The sequence below is a fragment of the Bradyrhizobium sp. genome (assembly GCF_035484855.1).
Taxonomy (GTDB): Bacteria; Pseudomonadota; Alphaproteobacteria; order Rhizobiales; family Xanthobacteraceae; genus Bradyrhizobium.
Genome location: NZ_DATHOP010000101.1, coordinates 1 through 17,053, shown reverse-complemented (window position 1 = coordinate 17,053; position 17,053 = coordinate 1). Strand labels below are relative to the sequence as shown.

The window sequence follows — 17,053 nt, the reverse complement described above, 5'->3', positions numbered from 1 at the left end:
AAGCGATCCGGGTGAGGGGGACTCTCCGCGAGTCGAGACGGTTGAGAGATTCCCTCACCCCAACCCTCTAAGAGCGAGCTTCGCTCGTCTCGACCCCGTGAAGAACGGGGAGAGGGAGAAGAGGCGCCTACTTCGTCGCCGTCAGCAGATACGCGATCAGGTCGGCGCGGTCGGCTGCGTTGTCCATGCCGGCATAGGGCATGCGGTTGCCCGGCACCAGGCTCTGCGGATCGGCGAGGTAGCTGTCGAGCGTCTCCGCCGTCCAGACGATGCCGCTGCGTTTCATCGCCGGCGAATAGCGGAAATCCGCGATCTCGCCGGCCTTGCGCGTGAACAGGCCGTGCAGGCTCGGTCCGACATCGTTGGCGCCGGCTTCGAGCTTGTGACAGGCGGCGCAATCGCCGAATTTCGCTTCGCCGCGCGCGGCGTCGCCGCCGGCATGCGCCGGGCCTGCGATTGAAAGCGTGACGAGCAGCGCCAGCGTGGCGCGCGCAACCCAGATCATGCCGGCACCAGCGGGCCGGGATTTTTCACATAACGATTCTTGATCGCGTCCGCGGTCCAGTAGGCCAGCGCGCCGACCGGCCCGGTCGGGTTGTAGGAGGAGTTGTGCGGGAACACATTGGCGCCGACCACGAACAGATTATGGCAATCCCAGCTCTGCAGATATTTGTTGACCGCGCTGTCGCGCGGATTGGTGCCCATGATGGTGCCGCCGGTATTGTGCGTGCTCTGGTAGGGCACCACGGTCCAGGGATCGGTGCGCGCCGCCGCCGGATTGAGCTTTGTCGGATTCATCGACTTGGCGATGTCGTTGACGACCTTGGCGGCGTGGACACCCATCCTGTGCTCGTTGTCCTGATAGTCGAAAGTCATCCGCATCAAGGGCTGGCCGAAGGCGTTGCGATAGGTCGGGTCGAGGTCGTAGCAATTGTAGCGGTTGGCCATCACGCTGCCGCTGGCATTGATCACCATCGCGGTCTGGTACCATTTCGAGGTCGCGCGCTTCCAGTCGCTGCCCCATTGCGGCGTGCCCGAGGGCACCGGGCGATAGCCGATCGGCAGCGCCGTGTTGAAGCCGCCGGAGACGTTGTAGCCGCCGACGAAATTGTGCGGGGCGCGGTCGAAATCCCAATTGGTGTTGTAGTCGTCGATGGTGGCGTTGGAGCCGCCGGCGTTCATGAAGGGGTTGAAATACCTTCCTTCGAAGAACAGCGTCGCGCCGGCGCCGGTCTGGTAGCAGTAATTCCTGCCGACCACGCCCGTCTGCGCGACCGGATCGTAAGGTGCACTGATGCCCGACAGCAGCATCAGGTGCACGTTGTTGATGGCATAGGCGCACAGCAGCACGATGGTGGCCGGCTGCTCGAATTCCTCGCCGTTGAGGATGTTGGTGTAGGTGACGCCGGTAACGCGCTTGCCGTCGGAATCCTTCAGCACTTTGGTCACCCAGGAATGGGTGCGCAGCTCGAAGTTCGGATTCTTCATCGCGATCGGGATCACCGTCATGTGCGGGCTGCCCTTGGCGTTGGCTTCGCAGCCAAAACGCTGGCAATAGCCGCAATACTGGCAGCCGCCGAATTTCGCGCCGTCCGGATTGGTGTAAGGCTGCGAGGCGTTGGCCGACGGCCGCGGGAACGGATGGTAGCCGGCGTTGCGGGCGGCATCCGAAAACATCTCGCTGGCGAGGATCGGCGTCAGCGGCGGCAGCGGATAGTCGCGCTTTCGCGGCGCCTCGAACGGATTGCCGCCTGCCTGAATCTGGCCGCCAAGGTTGCCGGCCTTGCCCGAGACGGCCGCGGTATATTCGAACTTTTCGTAGTAGGGCTCGAGTTCCGCGTAGCTGATGCCCCAGTCCTGGATCGTCATGTCGTCGGGAATGAATTTCTTGCCGTAGCGCTCCTCGTAGTTGGAGCGGACCTTGAATTCCATGTCGGTCCAGCGCCAGGTGTGGCCGCTCCAGTGCACGCCGGCACCGCCCACGACTTCGCCGGGGAGGAACGAGCCGAGCCGGCGCATCGGCAGCGCCTCCTGCTTCGGGTTGTTGCGCACCGTGATGGTGTCGCGCGCGGTGTTCTGCATCAAATCGTGGCGCACGACGTAGCGCAGTTCGTCGCGGATGTTGGGCAGCGAATAGTCGTTCTCGCTGCTGCGCATTGCGCCGCGCTCCAGCGCCACAACCTTCAGGCCGGCTTCGGTCAATTCCTTCGCCAGAATGCCGCCGGTCCAGCCCAGCCCGACAATGACGACATCGACCTCTTTCAGTTTCGTGGTCATGGTGCGCCCCTCAACTCATGTCCGCGATACCGAGCGGTTTTGTCGGGAACGGCTTGCCGCGATATTTTTCCACGTGGTCGCGATGCACCGCGATCGCGCCGGGGAAACCGATGATCGCCCACCCCGCCTTGTTGCGGTTGCCGCCATAGATCGGATCGGAATAGATGCCCTCGACCACGGTCTGATACAGCGTGGACCAGAACGCCCGCACCGGCAGCCCGTCGTCGAACTTGACCTTGCCGGTGGAGAGGCCGACCAGCACCTCCTCGCGTTGCGCGGGCTCGATGCGGTCGAAGGTGTTGCCCCAGGTTTTCCGGCAATGCGCGTTGGTTGCCTCGATGCCGGCGCGATAGAGCTGTGCAGGGGTCAGCGGCAGCTGGTAACCCTGGCTCGGGGCGCCCTGTTTCCATGGCCCCTGCGTGTACAGCCGGTCGCCCTTGCCCCAACTGCCGGCGAGTGCGCGGTCGATATAGATGTTGACGCCGAGATCGGTGCCCTTCGGGCTGATCTCGTCGGCCGGGACCATGTGGTCCACCAGCGCCTCGACGAAGGCGGCCTCGTCGAGATTGAGAAAGGCGTAGCCGGCGGCTTGAGGAGCAGCGGCGGGGACCGCTTGAGCGGCCGTCTCGGCCTGCGCGATGTTCGGTGTCGCGATGGCGGCGCTGCTGCCCGCCGCAGCGCCGACCACGGCGCCCTTGATGAAGTCGCGCCGGTCGAGCCCTTTATCTTTCATGATCGCCTCCCTGCCGCCGGGATACGAAGCCCCGGCTGCTTTTGGAAGCGAGCATGCGGCTTTTGGATCAGCCCGGCAAGGCGGGATTCGATCCGGAGCTATGCGGCCGGCGGCAGATCGGTTGGTGGAATTACCGGAGCCGGTCCGGCGACGGGCGGGGACGGTCCCTCCTCGATCGCATAGTCGGCTGGAAGGTTGATCGGCCGGTAGGAGGGATCCCTGGCCATCCGGTCAAGGACCGATCGATGGATGACGGGTTTTTCCGGAATGGGCGTCAATGGGGCGCCCGGAATGGGTCGGGGTTCGGCGTCCGGAATATACCAGCCCAGGAAAGATTTGCGCTGCGGCCACTCCAGCCACTTTTTCCGCTTCGGCAGGAATTCGAGGATCCACCACAAGCCCGAAAGCGAGACATGCAACTGCCCGGTGGGGCTTGGTGGAACGTAAACGTGCTTGCTGGGCGGTCGCGGCCAGCCCCAGCCGAGATGGTTGACCATGGAATCGTCAACACGAAGCCCGGCCGCCTTGGCTTGCGCGATCATCCACAGCAGCGGATATTTCGAAAGACCGCTGTCAATCTCCGGATAGCCGCCGCCGACGTCGCCATGCACGCCGGCGAACCAGACCTGGCGGATGTCCTGGGCGATCGCAGTCGACGCATCGAACGGATCGGGGCGATATTTTTGCGGGTCGACCCAGCGATTGAGCCGGAACATCCGGCGGCGTTCGTCGATCGACATCGCCTGCCGGAATTTTTTGACGCTCGGATTGGTCCGCGTGTAGACCAGCGTCTGCAGGTCGAGCAGGAACTTGTCCTGCCGGGGAACGATCACGGAAGCTACCGTATCCCAGACCCCCATGAACTCGATCGGGATCAGGTATCCGCCGGCGACGCGGCGGAATTGCCAGGCCTGGTCCAGGAAATCCTCGGCCTTTTCGTCGGAGCCGTGGCTGTTCTCGCTGGCATTCTTGTAAACCGACAAGGCATAGCCGGCGAGGTCGATCTGGTCGCGCGGCAACAGTCCGATCACGTGAATGAAGGCCGCGAGCACGCGCACGGTGTAGGCGCCGCGGCTGAAGCCGAACAGCCAGACCCGGTCGCCATCCTGGTAGGTTTGGCAAAGGAAGCGGTAGGCGGCTAGGATATCCTCGTCGAGGCCGGCGCCGGTCGCCAGGCTGAAGACGCCGTAGGTCTCCTGCTTCAATCGTTCCCAGGTGCTTTGCAGGCCGATGGTGCCGACGCCGGGATGATAAAACACCCGCTGGTTCTCGTCCTTGATGAGGACACGGAACAGTTTCAGGACGTTCGAGAGGTTGGTCTTGATCTCGTTGCCGGTGCCGTCGCAGCAAATCACTATGTTCTTCGACATCGTCCCGCCTCGCGCTAGGAAATCTGCCTTATCCTACGGTAGAATGCGGTTCCCCTTCAATCTGGAATTGTTTGTCCCTGAATTGTCATGCCCGGGCTTGTCCCGGCATCCACGTCTTGATGGCGCGGTCATATGAAGACGTGGATGGCCGGGCATAGGCGAGCGGAAGCGACGCCGTCCTTCGGACGGCTATGCCCGGCCATGACGAAGCACCCTGACCCCCCTTGCGTGACGGACGCCATGAGCTGCTAGCGCAGCGTCAGTCCCGTCGCCGCCTCGAGTTCGGCAAGCGCCTGCGACGCATTGACCACCTTGATGGTGGCCATGCCCATCTCGCGCGCCGGCTTCAGGTTGACGCCGAGATCGTCGAGATAGACGCAATTTTCGGGATCGACGCCGAGCGCCTCCAGCATCATCCGGTAGATTTTGGGGTCAGGCTTGCGCAGGCCGATCTTGGCGGATTCGATGACATGATCGAACAGCACCATCACTTCGGCGATATAGAGCGAGCGGCCGCTCGCGCTTCCGATGGCGTTGGCGGGAAGGTTGTTGGTGATGCAGCCGGTCCTGAAGCGAGATTTTATCCGTTTCAAGGCCTCGACCATCTCGGGCCGCAGGTCCCCCGACAGCAGCGGCAAGACGTCCTTGCCGCGAACCTCGGCGCCGAGCGCCTTCGATTCAGCTGCGAACAATCGGTCGAAGGTTTCGAGATCCACTTCGGCGCGCTCGAATTTCGCCCAAGCGTTCTCGTGGTGGTTGCTGGCGTTGGTGCGGCGGATGATATCGGCCGGCAAGCCATGTTCGCGCTCGAACCGCGCAAAGGCTTCGAACGGCGATGAGGTGAGCACCCCGCCGAAATCCCAGATCACCGCTTCGAGCATCTATTACCGTCCCTGCAGACCCCGATGTGCGGAACGGCTAACACGGAGCGGTGCCCCGAGCCAGCCCTTGGCGATGAGAGGTTTGCGGGCTATTGCTGCGGCGTTGAAGCCCTTGGCATCAATCATTGCTGCTCTGGCAATGCTCCTTGCCGCGCCGGCCCAAGCCATCGTGGGCGGCGCGGCGCCGTCAGCCGAAGGCGTCGGCCGCGCCGTCGTCACCATCGTCGGCTCGCGCGGCAATTTCTGCAGCGGCGCCCTGATCGCGCCGGAACTGGTGCTGACGGTGGCGCATTGTGTGCAGCCGGGTTCGACCTACAAGATCGTCGAATATGGCGCCGACAAGCAGCCGCAACTGCGCGACGTGACGACCGTCGCGGTTCATCCCGGCTTCGTGATGCAGGCGATGCTGGCCCATCGCGCCACCGCCGATGTGGCATTGCTGCGGCTCGAAGCGGCCCCGCAGGGAAAGAGCGCAGCCCCGCTCGGCGTGCCGCAGCTCCCGCTGATGCCCGGCAACCGCTTCACCATCGCGGGCATCGGCGTCACCATCCGCGGCGAGGGTTCCAGCGGCGGCGTCATTCGCGCCGCCGGCCTGGTCGCGACCGGCAAGCCGGGGACGCTGCAGATCCGCCTGGTCGATCCCTCGACGGAAGGGACGCGCGACGGGCTCGGCGCCTGTACCGGCGATTCCGGCGGCCCGGTGTTCGAGGACCAGCCGGCAGGTCCTGCCATTATCGGCGTGATCAGCTGGTCGACCGGGCCGAACGGCAGTGCCGGCTGCGGCGGTCTGACCGGCGTCACCCCGCTGACGCTCTACCGCGACTGGATCTTGCAGACGGCAAAGCAGTGGGGCATTGCGCTGTGAGAATGGCGGATTGGTCCGGCGCATTGTATCGTCGGACATCGAACATTACAGAGCCTCTCGCGGCGCGTTGCCAATCAATGAAGGGCAGGGATCATGAACGTCTTGGCTACTATCGGTCCGGCATCTTCCGTGCCCCAGTCGGCCGAGCATTTCGATGTCCTGATCGTCGGCGCCGGCATTTCCGGGATCGGCAGCGCCCATAGCCTGATGACGCAGCTTCCGGGCACGAGCTTCGTGATCCTGGAAGCCCAGGAGAGTTTTGGCGGCACCTGGCTGACGCACCGCTATCCCGGCATCCGCTCCGACAGCGATCTCCACACCTTCGGCTACAGCTTCAAGCCATGGGTCGGGCCGCCGATCGCAACCTCCGATGAAATCAAGTCCTACATGGGCGATGTCATCGCCGAAGACGATCTCGCACGGCACATCCGCTACAAGCATCGGATCGAACGGGCAAGCTGGTCGAGCGCGACCAATTTGTGGACGGTCGAGGCGGTCCGGACCGACAGCGGCGAGCCCGCTACCTTCACGGCGAATTTCCTGTGGATGTGCCAGGGCTACTACCGCCATTCCGAAGGCCATACCCCGGAATGGCAGGACATGGCCGAGTTCAAGGGCCGCATCGTCCATCCGCAGCGCTGGCCCGAGGACATCGAGCTCAAGGACAAGAAGGTGGTGGTGATCGGCTCCGGCGCGACCGCCGCGACGCTGATTCCCGCGATTGCGGACCAATGCGATCATGTCACGATGCTGCAGCGATCGCCGACGTTTTTCAGGCTCGGCCGCAACGCCATCGAACTCGCCGAGACGCTGCGGCAGCTCCAGGTCAAGGAGGAATGGATCCATGAGATCGTGCGCCGCAAGATCCTGTTCGAGCAGGATGCGTTCACGCGCCGCTGCCTTGCCGAGCCGGAGCAGGTCAAGAAGGAGTTGATCGGCCAGATTACCGCCGTGCTCGGTCCCGACTACGACGTGGAGAAACATTTCACGCCGACCTACCGGCCCTGGCGGCAGCGCATCGCCTTCGTTCCCGACGCCGATCTGTTCCTGGGCATCAAGAGCGGCAAGGCATCCGTCGTCACCGATGAGATCGACCGGTTCGACGAAGCCGGGATAGTGCTGAAATCCGGCCAGCGGCTCGACGCCGACATCATCGTCACCGCCACCGGCTTCAATCTTTCCGTGCTCGGCGACATCGCGTTTTCGATCGACGGCAAGCCGCTCGATTTCGCCGACACTGTGACCTATCGCGGCATGATGTTCACCGGCGTGCCGAATCTCGCCTGGGTATTCGGCTATTTCCGCGCCAGCTGGACGCTGCGCACCGACCTGGTGTCGGATTTCGTGGTTCGGCTGCTCGCGCATATGAAGAACAAAGGCGCCCGGAAGGTCATGCCGATGCTGCGGCCGGAAGATCACAACATGCCGATATTGCCCTGGATCGATCCGGAGAATTTCAATCCGGGCTACATGATGCGCAACATGCACCTGTTGCCGAAGCGCGGCGACAAGCCGGAATGGCAGCACAGCCAGGATTACTGGGCGGAGAAGGACCAGTTTCCCGCGATCGATCTCGACGACGCCGCGTTCGTCTATGATTAAGACGACTCAATTCAAATCCACGGTAACGAATGTCGTGGATTTTCGCTGCGATTTTAGTGTCGCGGTGGGGATTTCGATAACGGTAAAACTCGACAGCGCATTCAAAATTTCCCCGGACGGGTTATTCTCTGCGCATCTCGCCACCGGAGGCAGTGATGTATCCGCGACGGTTCGCACGTGTCAGACCCAGAGGATTGGTTTCCGACGCGGCCAAATTGATCCTTGGCCCGAAGGCCCCCGCCATGGATTGCAGGGTCGTGGACTATTCCCCGGGCGGGGCGTGCCTGGAGATATCGGGACAAATCAAGCCGCCAAATCGCTTTGAGCTGCTGTTTGGCGGGACCCGGAAGCGCTGCCGTATCGTCTGGAGCACCGGTCGGCGCCTGGGCGTGGCGTTCTAGCAACGACGAACCCGGCGAAGCACGCCTGTCAGCGGCTCAACGCCACCTCCCTGAAAGCGGCAACCAGCGGCATTTCAAGCTTCCCACGCATGCCTTGTATGATTTCATAGGCTCGTTGCCGGGACATCGCCGGCTTGTAGTGCCGATGCTCGATCAGGGCTGCGAAAATGTCGGATATGGTCAGTATCCGAACGATGTCCGCGATGCTCGAGGCGCAAAGTCCGTCGGGATATCCGCTGCCATCGAGGTACTCGTGATGATGGCGGACCGCGTCGAGGATCTCCGGCGAAATGCCGGGGCTGCCCTTGAGGATGTCATATCCGGCTCCGGGATGGGTTTCGATCTGTGCCCGTTCCTCGTCATCGAGGCGGCCGGGCTTGTCAAGGATCGCGAGCGGAATCTTCGCTTTCCCAATGTCATGAAACATCGCCGCCGACTGCAGTCGCTCGAGGTCTCGTCTAGCGAAACCGAGGCTCAATCCGAAATCCACGGCTATTCCGGTGACCAGCAGGCAGTGCTGGTAGGTTCCCTCATGGTGGCCGCGAACGGTTTCGAGCCAGCTCGACAGCCCGCTTTCGGCAATGCTGTCGGCGATCCCGCTGGCGGCGCCTTTTGCGCCCGTGACGTCGATGGCCTTGCGGGCCAATACGGCGGAGAACATCGATCCAATGGCAATCGCACCCGCGGCCGCGGCCTCGCGGGCGCCATGCGAGGCGTCGTTCGGGCGAATTCCAGAGAGGCCGCTATCCGCAAGCTGCGCCAGCAAGTTCGCCTGATCGACGGAAGCGCCAAGCACGCGTGTGGCGCCCAGCGCATAGGCCTGGACGATGAAGAGGTGAGCGTTCTGGTCGACGAGAAAAATGCGTTTGCGGATGTGCGTCAATTTCGCAAAAGCTTCTCTCAGGGCGGCAATATTCTCGACGGAACGCAGATCAGCCGCGGCGACGAGGGCGTCGGCCTCGATGCGCTGGCCCTTGGCGCCGCCAAGCAATTCGGATGTCACCGCGTGATGCTCCTGCAGCATGGCGCGCAGGCTCGAGAGCTTGTTGGCGGTATCGGCGATGACATGCACGGACATGAATCGTGGCCGCTTTCATTCCCGCAGCGGGTTTGGTGACGCGAAGCCGGTCATCTCGTCAGAAAGTGTTCGAGGTCGGCGCAGAACTTGTGCGCCAGATCTTCCGTTATCTCGAATTCGATCTCGGCCTCGGGGGTGTTCACCTGCACCAGACCGGTCAACGGCTCCGACGATATGGCCGAGACCTTGACCTCGATTATCTTGCGCGCTTCGCTCATTTCAAACGGCCTCACTGGTTTGCTATCGTTTCAAAGACACGTTGTCGGCCTTGTCCCGCGCCAGGAATCGAACGCCGATCTCGTCTCCTGCGATGCGCACCAGCTGACAGCGGCGAAACGCAAGACCCCTCGTGGACAGCAGAAGAAAGAATTCCCTGAGGTCCAATCCATCGAAACATCCCTCGACGCACAGGCGCGCGCCCGATTGCGATATGTCGAGCATGGTGCAGCCGCGACGCCAGGTCCCGTCGATCCCCATGATGTAGGCATGGATGCCGCGATCGAAATTGACGCGCTCGCTCTTCCTCTTTCCGTATGCCATCTGCAATCCGATCCTCAGGAATCAAAAGCGGTATGGACATTCCCAGGGACTTGATCGAAGATTCCGATGGCTTGTGCGTGCGGGCGATCCGCCTCGTTCGTGACCGGCCGCGCCAAGGCGACGAATTCCTCCGTCGAGCAGCCTTGCGATGCAGCATCGAGGTCATCAGGCGACAATGGGCTATCGGCTTTCTGCACGATCGCAATCCAGAAATTCGCGAGGACTTCATCGTCCTCGATATTCACGCGGCACCGGTCGGCCGTGACGTAACTAGAACTCGACAATCTCCACAGAATGCCCTCTAAATTACAATGTTAGGTAAATCGCATAGGTGGCTAACGCACACCAAAATTATCATCGGACAATTTGTGATTCATTGCTTTGCTCTCTGGGAGGAGGGCCACGTTGGAAGACGCTCACGGAGACGATCCGGATACAAAATATCCTAGGATACTATCTGCCGTGCGGCAGCGCGCGCTCGGCGAGTTTTTGCGGAAGCACAGGGAGGCCGTCCGACCAGCGGACGAAGGCAAGCCTGGTGGAAGAAGACGGAGGACATCCGGTCTTCGGCGCGAAGAGATTGCTCAACAGGCCCGGATCAGTCCGACCTGGTATACGCGGCTGGAGCAGGGGCAGGAAGTAAGGCCGTCCGGTGCTGCGCTTGGACGCATAGCCGATGTGTTGCAGTTGGCACCGGCGGAGCGGGCTTACCTTTTTGAGGTGGCCCAGCGAGTTGACCCGAAAGATGCTTCTTCGAGCGCGGTCAGCACGCCGGCTACCAGGGCCATCGAGAGCTGCGTGCTTGCCATTTCATTTCCGGCCCTGGTGGTCGACAAATATTGGACATTGCTGTCCTGGAACGCCGCATTCGCAGACCTCTTTGCGATATGGATCGAGAGCTCTGAAAGGAACGTATTGCGCTATATGTTCCTTGATCCGGGCGTCAGGACCCTCATGAATGATTGGGAGTTTCGGGCTCGCCGCCTCGTGGCGCATTTCCGGGTTGAATATGGCAAGTATGTTGACGATCCGAAGATGCTCGATCTCGTGCAGGGGCTGAGCGAGGCGTCGGATCACTTCAGGCAGTATTGGGAGGAACAGGAGGTTCTGATGTGGGAGGGCAACGAAAAATCCTTCAATCATCCCCACCGCGGCTGGCTGACGTTTTTTCAAATGACCTTCTTGGCCGCGCCTGACCCGACCCTCAAGCTGATCATTTTCCAACCGAAGGGCTAGGCCACTATCACCCGCGCTTCGGCTGACAAGAGATCGTGACACAAGTTGTACTAGGATAAAATCCAATCCACGCAGTTCGATGGCTGCGTCGATACGCCACTCCTCCGAATGGAGGATTGCCTGAGCGCATCACGCCTCATCGCTGGCGGTGCGGAGTCGACCACGTCCAGCTGGATGAAAACTGTTAACCACTCTGTGGTGCAATCCGCGCAGAGGGCTGACCGATGCTATTCGCTATCGAGCTCCTTGTTTCGCGGACGTACCCGTTTATCGATTCTGACGCGCTGGTCGAACGGCACGCGCGGGATACGCTATTTCGAGCGCCGGACGGGTCGTTTCTCTTGCACCTGTCGACCGACAAAACCGTGGATGACGATCGCCTTGTCCGGATCGATAGCCGCGCCGCGCTCCTCTGGCTTCATGCAGGCCCCGAAGAGTTCGGGATCGAGTGGCGGTAAACGGGAGCAGCGATGTATCCGCGACTATTCGTACGCGTGCGGCCTACAGGCAGAAATGCCGACTTGGCCAAATTGATCGTTGATCCGAAAAGCCCTGTCGTCGATTGCCGGATCATTGATTATTCGCCTGGCGGCGCATGCATCGAGATAGCGGGGCAGACAAGGCTGCCCAATCGGTTCGAGTTGCTGTTCGGCGCGACTAAAAAGCGTTGCCGAATCGTCTGGCGCGTTGGAGCACGCCTCGGAGTCGCGTTCTAGACTAGCGCCGAGTCGCATTCACGAATTGCGCCGGCTGGCGCTCGCCGCAATCGCCGCCGCCGCGGTGCGGTTCTCCACCCCGAGCTTGAGATCACCCTACTGCGGTGCGGGTCTAGAGTACACGCCCTAGCTCAGCCGGTTGCCGTTGACGGCGAGATTTGGCTGACGGTTGAGTTGTCGCGTCGCGATTTCCGGGGTCAGCGGAACCGACAGCCGGCAGATCAGGCCTTCGGCGCGCCAGTCGAACTCGGCCTGTCCCCCGAGTTGCGATTCGATGGCGGCGATCACGCTCCGGGTGCCGAAGCCGCGCGATGCCGGCTTCTCCACCAGCGGACCGTCGCGCTCTTCCCACACCATCCGCAGCACGTCGCGCTCGATCTCCCAGTTGAGATTGAGGCGGCCGGACAGCGTGGACAGCGCGCCGTATTTCGCCGAATTGGTGACCAGCTCGTGCAGCGCCAGCGCCAGGGTTTGCGCGGTGGCGGGCAGCAGCTGGATGTCGGAGCCGCCGAAGGCGATCTGGTCGCCGGTGGCGTAAGGCGCGAGCTCCTCGTCGACCAGTTTGCCGATCTCAGCTCCCTGCCAGCTCGACAGCGAAAGAATGGTGTGGACTCGCGCCAGTGCGCTGATCCGACCCTCCACCGCCTGCACATAGGCCTTGACGGTTTCGCCGCGCGTCAACCGGACGATGGATTGCGCCAGCGCCAGCGCGTTCTTGGCGCGGTGGTCGACTTCCCGCGCCAGCAGGTTCTGGCGTTCCTCGGCGCGCTTGCGTTCGGTGATGTCGACGGTGACGCCGCTGACGCGTACCACGCGGCCGGCCTTGTCGACGGTCGCGGCCGCGGTGCCGACGCACCAGCAAACCTCGCCGTCCGGGCGGTTGATGCGAAACTCCGCCTCATAGGATCTGACGCCCTTGCTGAACTCGGCCATCGCCTTGCGCAGTTCGCCGATATCGTCCGGATGCAGCAAGGCCTGAACGCTGGCCGGGTTCACCACGAAGGTTTGGGGATCGACGCCGAAAATGCGATATTGCCCCTCGTCCCACATCCAGTCGCCATTGAGCCAGTCCCAGTCCCAGGAACCCATTTTTCCGGCGGCGATCGCCAGGCTGCGGCGTTGTTCGCTTTCGAGCAGCCGTCCGTTGGATTCCTCGAGTTCCGCGGTGCGCGCGCGGACGCGATCTTCAAGCTCGGCGTTGAACCGCTCCAACTGCCGGGTCTTGCGATAGAGCTCGGCGAACACCCTGATTTTCGCACGCAGCACCTCGGGAATGACCGGCACGGGAACGTAGTCCACCGCGCCCATCTCGTAGCCGCGAAGCCGGTCGATGTCGCTGACCTGAATCGCCGAGATGAAAATCATCGCGGTCTTCTGGAAGCGCGGATGCTCGCGGATCATGGCGGCAAGCTCGAATCCGTCGAGTTCCGGCATGCAGACGTCGACCAGGATGACCGCGACTTCGTTCTTGAGCAGGTATTCGAGCGCCTCGCGCCCCGAGGTCGCGACCACCAGATTTTCACCGAGCTCCTTCAGGATGACCTCATAGGCCAAGAGCTTCGCCGGCTGATCGTCGACCAGCAGGATGTTCACCTTTTCATGGTCATTCATCGGAGCCACCCATCAGCGATGTAGCCACATGCGTATCGCCAGCAGCAACTGCTCGGTATTGACGGGTTTGGCAAGATAGTCGGACGCTCCCGCCTCCAGGCATTTCTCGCGGTCCCCCTTCATGGCCTTGGCGGTCAGCGCGATGATCGGAAGTCTCCGGAATGCCGGGTTGTCGCGGATCACTCCGATGGTCTGGTAGCCGTCCATCTGCGGCATCATGATATCCATCAGGACGATCGCGATCTCCGGGTTCTTTTCGACCAGCGCCACCGCCTCGCTGCCGGTGGTGGCGGTGAGCACCTTCATGCCGCGGCGCTCCAGCACGCTACTGAGCGCGAAGATGTTGCGGGCATCGTCGTCCACCAATAGCGCAGTCTGGCCGACGAGGTCCTCGTCAGAGCTGTTGAGCTTTTCCAGCATTCGCTGCTTCTCGATGGGCAATTCCGTGATCACACGGTGCAGGAACAGCGACGTTTCATCCAGTAGCCGCTCCGGCGATTCGACGCCCTTCACCACGATGCTTCGCGCGATGGTATGCAGTTCCGCATCTTCCTCGACCGAAAGCTCGCGGCCGGTGAAGACCACGACCGGCACGTTGGACAGCGTATCGTCGCTGCGAATCGAGTCCAGCACCTCGAAGCCGCTCATGTCGGGCAGCCGCAAATCGAGCACGACGCAATCGCACGGGTTCTCGCGCAGCATGGAAAGCGCGCCGGCACCGGTATCGGTGGTGACGATCTCGATGTCGTTGTGGCCCAGCAGCTCCTTGATGCTCATCTGTTCCGCGGCATTGTCCTCCACGATCAGCAGACGCTTGCGGCGAGGTTTTGCGTATTCCTTGATCTGGGACAATGCCGCGGCGACGCCTTCGGTCGTGGTCGGCTTGTTGACAAAGGAGAACGCGCCGCGCGCCAGCGCGTGCTGGCGGTCCTCGTCCAGCGTGATGATCTGGACCGGAATGTGCCGGGTCAGCGGATTGTGCTTCAGCTGGCTCAGCACCGTCCAGCCCAGCATGTCGGGCAGGAAGACATCGAGCGAAACCGCCGTGGGCTGGAATTGCTTGGCAAGATCCAGCGCTTCCGAACCGCGCGCCGCGACCAGCACCTTGAAGCCCTTGTCGCGGGCCAGATCGACCAGCACGCGCGCATAATGCGGGTCGTCCTCGACGATCAGGAGGATGGTGTCGCCCGGCTCGAGATTGAGCCGGTCGTCCGGCAGTTGCTCGATGACGCGCTCCTGCGTGGCGACCTGCAGCGCCGGCGCCGAGTTGTATTGCGACAATGCGGTCACCCGCGGCGCCACCGTCGGCCCGGAATATTTCAGCGGCAGATAGAGCACGAAGGTTGAGCCCTTGCCGGGCGTGCTCTGCAGATGGATTTCGCCGCCAAGCAGGCTCGCCAGTTCGCGGCTGATGGCGAGCCCCAGGCCAGTGCCGCCATATTTCCGGCTGGTGCCGGCGTCCGCCTGCTGGAATGCCTCGAAGATCAGCTTTTGCTTTTCGAGGGGGATGCCGATGCCGGTATCGGACACCTCGAAGGCGATCACCGCGGGAGACTGCTTGAGGATGGGATGCTCGGCGCTCCAGCCGCCCAGGGCCGCCGATACGCTCAGCCGCACGCCGCCCTCGGCGGTGAACTTGAACGCGTTCGACAACAGGTTTTTCAGCACCTGCTGCAGCCGCTTGGAATCGGTGACGATGCTGCGCCCCAGATTGGGATCGACGTCGATATTGAACGACAATTGCCGGTTTTCCGCTTCGTGCCGGAACGGGCGGCCGACGGTTTCCAGCAGGTTGCTGGTGAGGATTTCCTCGGCATCCACGGTCACCGTTCCGGATTCGATCTTGGACAGATCGAGGATGTCGCTGATCAGGTTCAACAGGTCGGTGCCCGCGCCATGGATGGTGCGCGCGAACTCGACCTGCTTGTGAGACAGGTTGCCGTCGGGATTTTCCGTCAGCTGCTGGCCCAGGATCAGGATGCTGTTGAGCGGCGTGCGCAGCTCGTGCGACATGTTGGCGAGGAATTCCGACTTGTATTTCGACGTCAGCGAAAGCTCGGTCGCCTTTTCCTCGAGCGCGCGCCGCGCCTGTTCGATTTCCTGGTTCTTGCGCTCGACCTCGACGTTGCGCTCGGCCAGCTGTTGGGCCTTCTGCTCCAGCTGTTCGTTGGTCTGCTGCAACTCCTTCTGCTGGGTCTGCAACTCGCCGGCGAGCTGCTGGGATTGTTTCAACAGGCCCTCGGTCTGCATCGTGGCCTCGATCGAGTTGAGCACGATGCCGATCGAGTCGGTGAGCTGCTCGAGGAAGGTCATCTGCGAGGTCGTGAAGGCGGAGACCGAGGCAAGCTCGATCACGGCCTTGACCTGGTTCTCGAACAGTACCGGAAGCACCACGAGGTTCTTCGGCACCACGCGCAGCAGCGCGGAATTGATCGGCACGGCGTCATCGGGAATGTCCGACACCAGCCGCTGCCGCTTGTCCATTGCGCATTGTCCGATCAGGCCGTCGCCGAACTGCACGGTTGGCTGATGCGGACTGGCGCCGTCGCCGGCATAGGCCGAAAGCAGGCGCAGTTGCGGGCTATCCTCGTTCTCGACCTGGTAGATTACGCCCATATGGGCGTTCACCAGCGGCGTCAGTTCGGTCAGCAGCAGCCGGCCGACCGTGGTCAGGTCGCGCTGGCCCTGCAGCATGTTGGTGAATTTGGCGAGGTTGGTCTTCAGCCAGTCCTGCTCGGTATTGACGTCGGTGGTCAGACGCAAATTGCCGATCATGGTGTTGATGTTGTCTTTCAGTTCCGCGACCTCGCCGCGGGCGTCGACCTGGATCGAACGCGTCAGGTCGCCCTTGGTGACCGCGGTCGCGACTTCCGCGATGGCGCGGACCTGCGAGGTCAAGTTGGCCGCGAGCAGGTTGACGTTGCCGGTGAGGTCCTTCCAGGTGCCGGCGGCGCCGGGCACGTTGGCCTGGCCGCCGAGACGGCCCTCGACGCCGACTTCGCGCGCCACGCTGGTCACCTGATCGGCGAAGGTGGCGAGCGTCTCGGTCATGTTGTTGATGGTGTCGGCAAGCGCTGCGACTTCGCCCTTCGATTTCACCGTCAGGTTCTGCTTCAGGTCGCCGTCGGCGACCGCGGTCACCACCTTGACGATGCCGCGCACCTGTTCGGTCAGGTTGGCCGCCATGAAGTTCACGGTGTCGGTGAGATCCTTCCACGTGCCGGCGACGCCGGGCACCTGCGCCTGTCCGCCGAGCTTGCCCTCGGTGCCGACCTCGCGGGCGACGCGCGTCACTTCGCCGGCAAAGGCGTTGAGCTGGTCGACCATCGTATTGATGGTGTTCTTCAGTTCGAGGATTTCGCCCTTCACGTCGACCGTGATCTTGCGCGAGAGGTCGCCGCGGGCGACCGCGGTGGTGACTTCGGCGATGTTGCGGACCTGCGTGGTGAGGTTCGCCGCCAGCAGGTTGACGTTGTCGGTGAGGTCCTTCCAGGTGCCGCCGACGCCGGGCACCACGGCCTGACCGCCCAACCGGCCTTCGGTGCCGACTTCGCGCGCGACGCGCGTCACTTCGGCCGCGAACGAGCGGAGCTGCTCGACCATGGTGTTGAGGGTGTCCTTGAGCAGCTGGATTTCGCCGCGCACGTCGACCGTGATCTTCTTGGACAGGTCGCCGCCGGCGATCGCGGTCGCGACCTCGGCGATGTTGCGGACCTGCGTGGTGAGGTTCGCCGCCAGCAGGT

16 protein-coding genes are annotated in these 17,053 nt (G+C 62.6%); 5 read left to right on the top strand and 11 right to left on the bottom strand.

What is annotated here, in order from left to right; all coding sequences use genetic code 11:
* Window positions 1-127: 127 nt before the first annotated feature.
* The 5 genes from VK804_RS11795 to VK804_RS11775 form a co-directional block, all read right to left on the bottom strand.
* Window positions 128-505 carry a cytochrome c family protein gene (locus VK804_RS11795; protein ID WP_325370990.1) on the bottom strand — a complete coding sequence of 126 codons (378 nt, stop codon included), beginning with the start codon at window positions 503-505 and terminating at the stop codon, window positions 128-130.
* Entirely contained in the window at window positions 502-2,277 is a 1,776-nt protein-coding gene (locus VK804_RS11790) for a GMC family oxidoreductase (protein WP_325370989.1), read from the bottom strand. Before VK804_RS11790 ends, VK804_RS11795 begins: the two co-directional genes overlap by 4 nt.
* Window positions 2,278-2,287: 10 nt before the next feature.
* Window positions 2,288-3,010, bottom strand: coding sequence for a gluconate 2-dehydrogenase subunit 3 family protein (locus VK804_RS11785; RefSeq protein WP_325370988.1), 723 nt, complete (start codon window positions 3,008-3,010; stop codon window positions 2,288-2,290).
* Window positions 3,011-3,108: 98 nt separating this feature from the next.
* Entirely contained in the window at window positions 3,109-4,380 is a 1,272-nt protein-coding gene (locus VK804_RS11780) for a DUF2235 domain-containing protein (protein ID WP_325370987.1), read from the bottom strand.
* A gap of 248 nt (window positions 4,381-4,628) precedes the next feature.
* Window positions 4,629-5,261: an HAD-IA family hydrolase gene (locus VK804_RS11775; protein ID WP_325370986.1), complete on the bottom strand. Its 633-nt coding sequence runs from the start codon at window positions 5,259-5,261 to the stop codon at window positions 4,629-4,631.
* 73 nt (window positions 5,262-5,334) lie between these two features.
* Between VK804_RS11775 and VK804_RS11770 the strand changes: the two genes are divergently transcribed.
* The 3 genes from VK804_RS11770 to VK804_RS11760 all read left to right on the top strand — a co-directional run bounded on the left by VK804_RS11770 (window position 5,335) and on the right by VK804_RS11760 (window position 8,129).
* Window positions 5,335-6,126 carry a S1 family peptidase gene (locus tag VK804_RS11770; protein WP_414642763.1) on the top strand — a complete coding sequence of 264 codons (792 nt, stop codon included), beginning with the start codon at window positions 5,335-5,337 and terminating at the stop codon, window positions 6,124-6,126.
* Window positions 6,127-6,219: 93 nt separating this feature from the next.
* On the top strand, window positions 6,220-7,728 hold the full coding sequence (locus VK804_RS11765; protein ID WP_325370984.1) for an NAD(P)/FAD-dependent oxidoreductase: 1,509 nt from the start codon (window positions 6,220-6,222) through the stop codon (window positions 7,726-7,728).
* A gap of 155 nt (window positions 7,729-7,883) precedes the next feature.
* Complete coding sequence (locus VK804_RS11760; protein ID WP_325370983.1) at window positions 7,884-8,129, top strand: PilZ domain-containing protein; 246 nt, start codon at window positions 7,884-7,886, stop codon at window positions 8,127-8,129.
* A gap of 28 nt (window positions 8,130-8,157) precedes the next feature.
* Here the strand turns inward: VK804_RS11760 and VK804_RS11755 are convergent, their stop codons facing one another.
* From VK804_RS11755 to VK804_RS11740, 4 genes are read right to left on the bottom strand one after another with little or no spacing between them, the layout of a single operon-like run.
* Window positions 8,158-9,207 (bottom strand): HD-GYP domain-containing protein, encoded by a 1,050-nt coding sequence (locus tag VK804_RS11755; RefSeq protein WP_325370982.1) that lies wholly within the window; start codon window positions 9,205-9,207, stop codon window positions 8,158-8,160.
* A gap of 50 nt (window positions 9,208-9,257) precedes the next feature.
* Entirely contained in the window at window positions 9,258-9,425 is a 168-nt protein-coding gene (locus VK804_RS11750; RefSeq protein WP_325370981.1) for a hypothetical protein, read from the bottom strand.
* A gap of 22 nt (window positions 9,426-9,447) precedes the next feature.
* The gene (locus tag VK804_RS11745) at window positions 9,448-9,747 is read right to left on the bottom strand and encodes a PilZ domain-containing protein (protein ID WP_325370980.1); all 300 of its coding nucleotides are present in this window, start codon (window positions 9,745-9,747) and stop codon (window positions 9,448-9,450) included.
* A 14-nt stretch (window positions 9,748-9,761) separates the two neighbouring features.
* The gene (locus tag VK804_RS11740) at window positions 9,762-9,992 is read right to left on the bottom strand and encodes a hypothetical protein (protein ID WP_325370979.1); all 231 of its coding nucleotides are present in this window, start codon (window positions 9,990-9,992) and stop codon (window positions 9,762-9,764) included.
* 217 nt (window positions 9,993-10,209) lie between these two features.
* Here VK804_RS11740 and VK804_RS11735 point away from each other — a divergent pair, with 217 nt between their 5' ends.
* A complete protein-coding gene (locus tag VK804_RS11735; protein ID WP_325370978.1) occupies window positions 10,210-10,983 on the top strand; it encodes a helix-turn-helix transcriptional regulator in 774 nt (257 codons plus the stop codon).
* Window positions 10,984-11,504: 521 nt separating this feature from the next.
* Window positions 11,505-11,699 carry a PilZ domain-containing protein gene (locus VK804_RS11730; protein ID WP_414642762.1) on the top strand — a complete coding sequence of 65 codons (195 nt, stop codon included), beginning with the start codon at window positions 11,505-11,507 and terminating at the stop codon, window positions 11,697-11,699.
* A gap of 126 nt (window positions 11,700-11,825) precedes the next feature.
* Here the strand turns inward: VK804_RS11730 and VK804_RS11725 are convergent, their stop codons facing one another.
* The gene (locus VK804_RS11725) at window positions 11,826-13,310 is read right to left on the bottom strand and encodes an HWE histidine kinase domain-containing protein (protein ID WP_325370976.1); all 1,485 of its coding nucleotides are present in this window, start codon (window positions 13,308-13,310) and stop codon (window positions 11,826-11,828) included.
* A 12-nt stretch (window positions 13,311-13,322) separates the two neighbouring features.
* On the bottom strand, window positions 13,323-17,053 hold a 3,731-nt coding region (locus VK804_RS11720), incomplete at its 5' end, for a response regulator (RefSeq protein WP_325370975.1).

Excerpts from the sequence above, each read along its gene's own strand:
- VK804_RS11790 (WP_325370989.1), bottom strand. The coding sequence starts at position 2,277 with ATGACCACGAAACTGAAAGAGGTCGATGTCGTCATTGTCGGGCTGGGC.
- VK804_RS11770 (WP_414642763.1), top strand. The coding sequence starts at position 5,335 with ATGAGAGGTTTGCGGGCTATTGCTGCGGCGTTGAAGCCCTTGGCATCA.
- VK804_RS11755 (WP_325370982.1), bottom strand. The coding sequence starts at position 9,207 with ATGTCCGTGCATGTCATCGCCGATACCGCCAACAAGCTCTCGAGCCTG.
- VK804_RS11785 (WP_325370988.1), bottom strand. The coding sequence starts at position 3,010 with ATGAAAGATAAAGGGCTCGACCGGCGCGACTTCATCAAGGGCGCCGTG.
- VK804_RS11795 (WP_325370990.1), bottom strand. The coding sequence starts at position 505 with ATGATCTGGGTTGCGCGCGCCACGCTGGCGCTGCTCGTCACGCTTTCA.
- VK804_RS11760 (WP_325370983.1), top strand. The coding sequence starts at position 7,884 with ATGTATCCGCGACGGTTCGCACGTGTCAGACCCAGAGGATTGGTTTCC.
- VK804_RS11780 (WP_325370987.1), bottom strand. The coding sequence starts at position 4,380 with ATGTCGAAGAACATAGTGATTTGCTGCGACGGCACCGGCAACGAGATC.
- VK804_RS11750 (WP_325370981.1), bottom strand. The coding sequence starts at position 9,425 with ATGAGCGAAGCGCGCAAGATAATCGAGGTCAAGGTCTCGGCCATATCG.
- VK804_RS11725 (WP_325370976.1), bottom strand. The coding sequence starts at position 13,310 with ATGAATGACCATGAAAAGGTGAACATCCTGCTGGTCGACGATCAGCCG.
- VK804_RS11775 (WP_325370986.1), bottom strand. The coding sequence starts at position 5,261 with ATGCTCGAAGCGGTGATCTGGGATTTCGGCGGGGTGCTCACCTCATCG.
- VK804_RS11745 (WP_325370980.1), bottom strand. The coding sequence starts at position 9,747 with ATGGCATACGGAAAGAGGAAGAGCGAGCGCGTCAATTTCGATCGCGGC.
- VK804_RS11765 (WP_325370984.1), top strand. The coding sequence starts at position 6,220 with ATGAACGTCTTGGCTACTATCGGTCCGGCATCTTCCGTGCCCCAGTCG.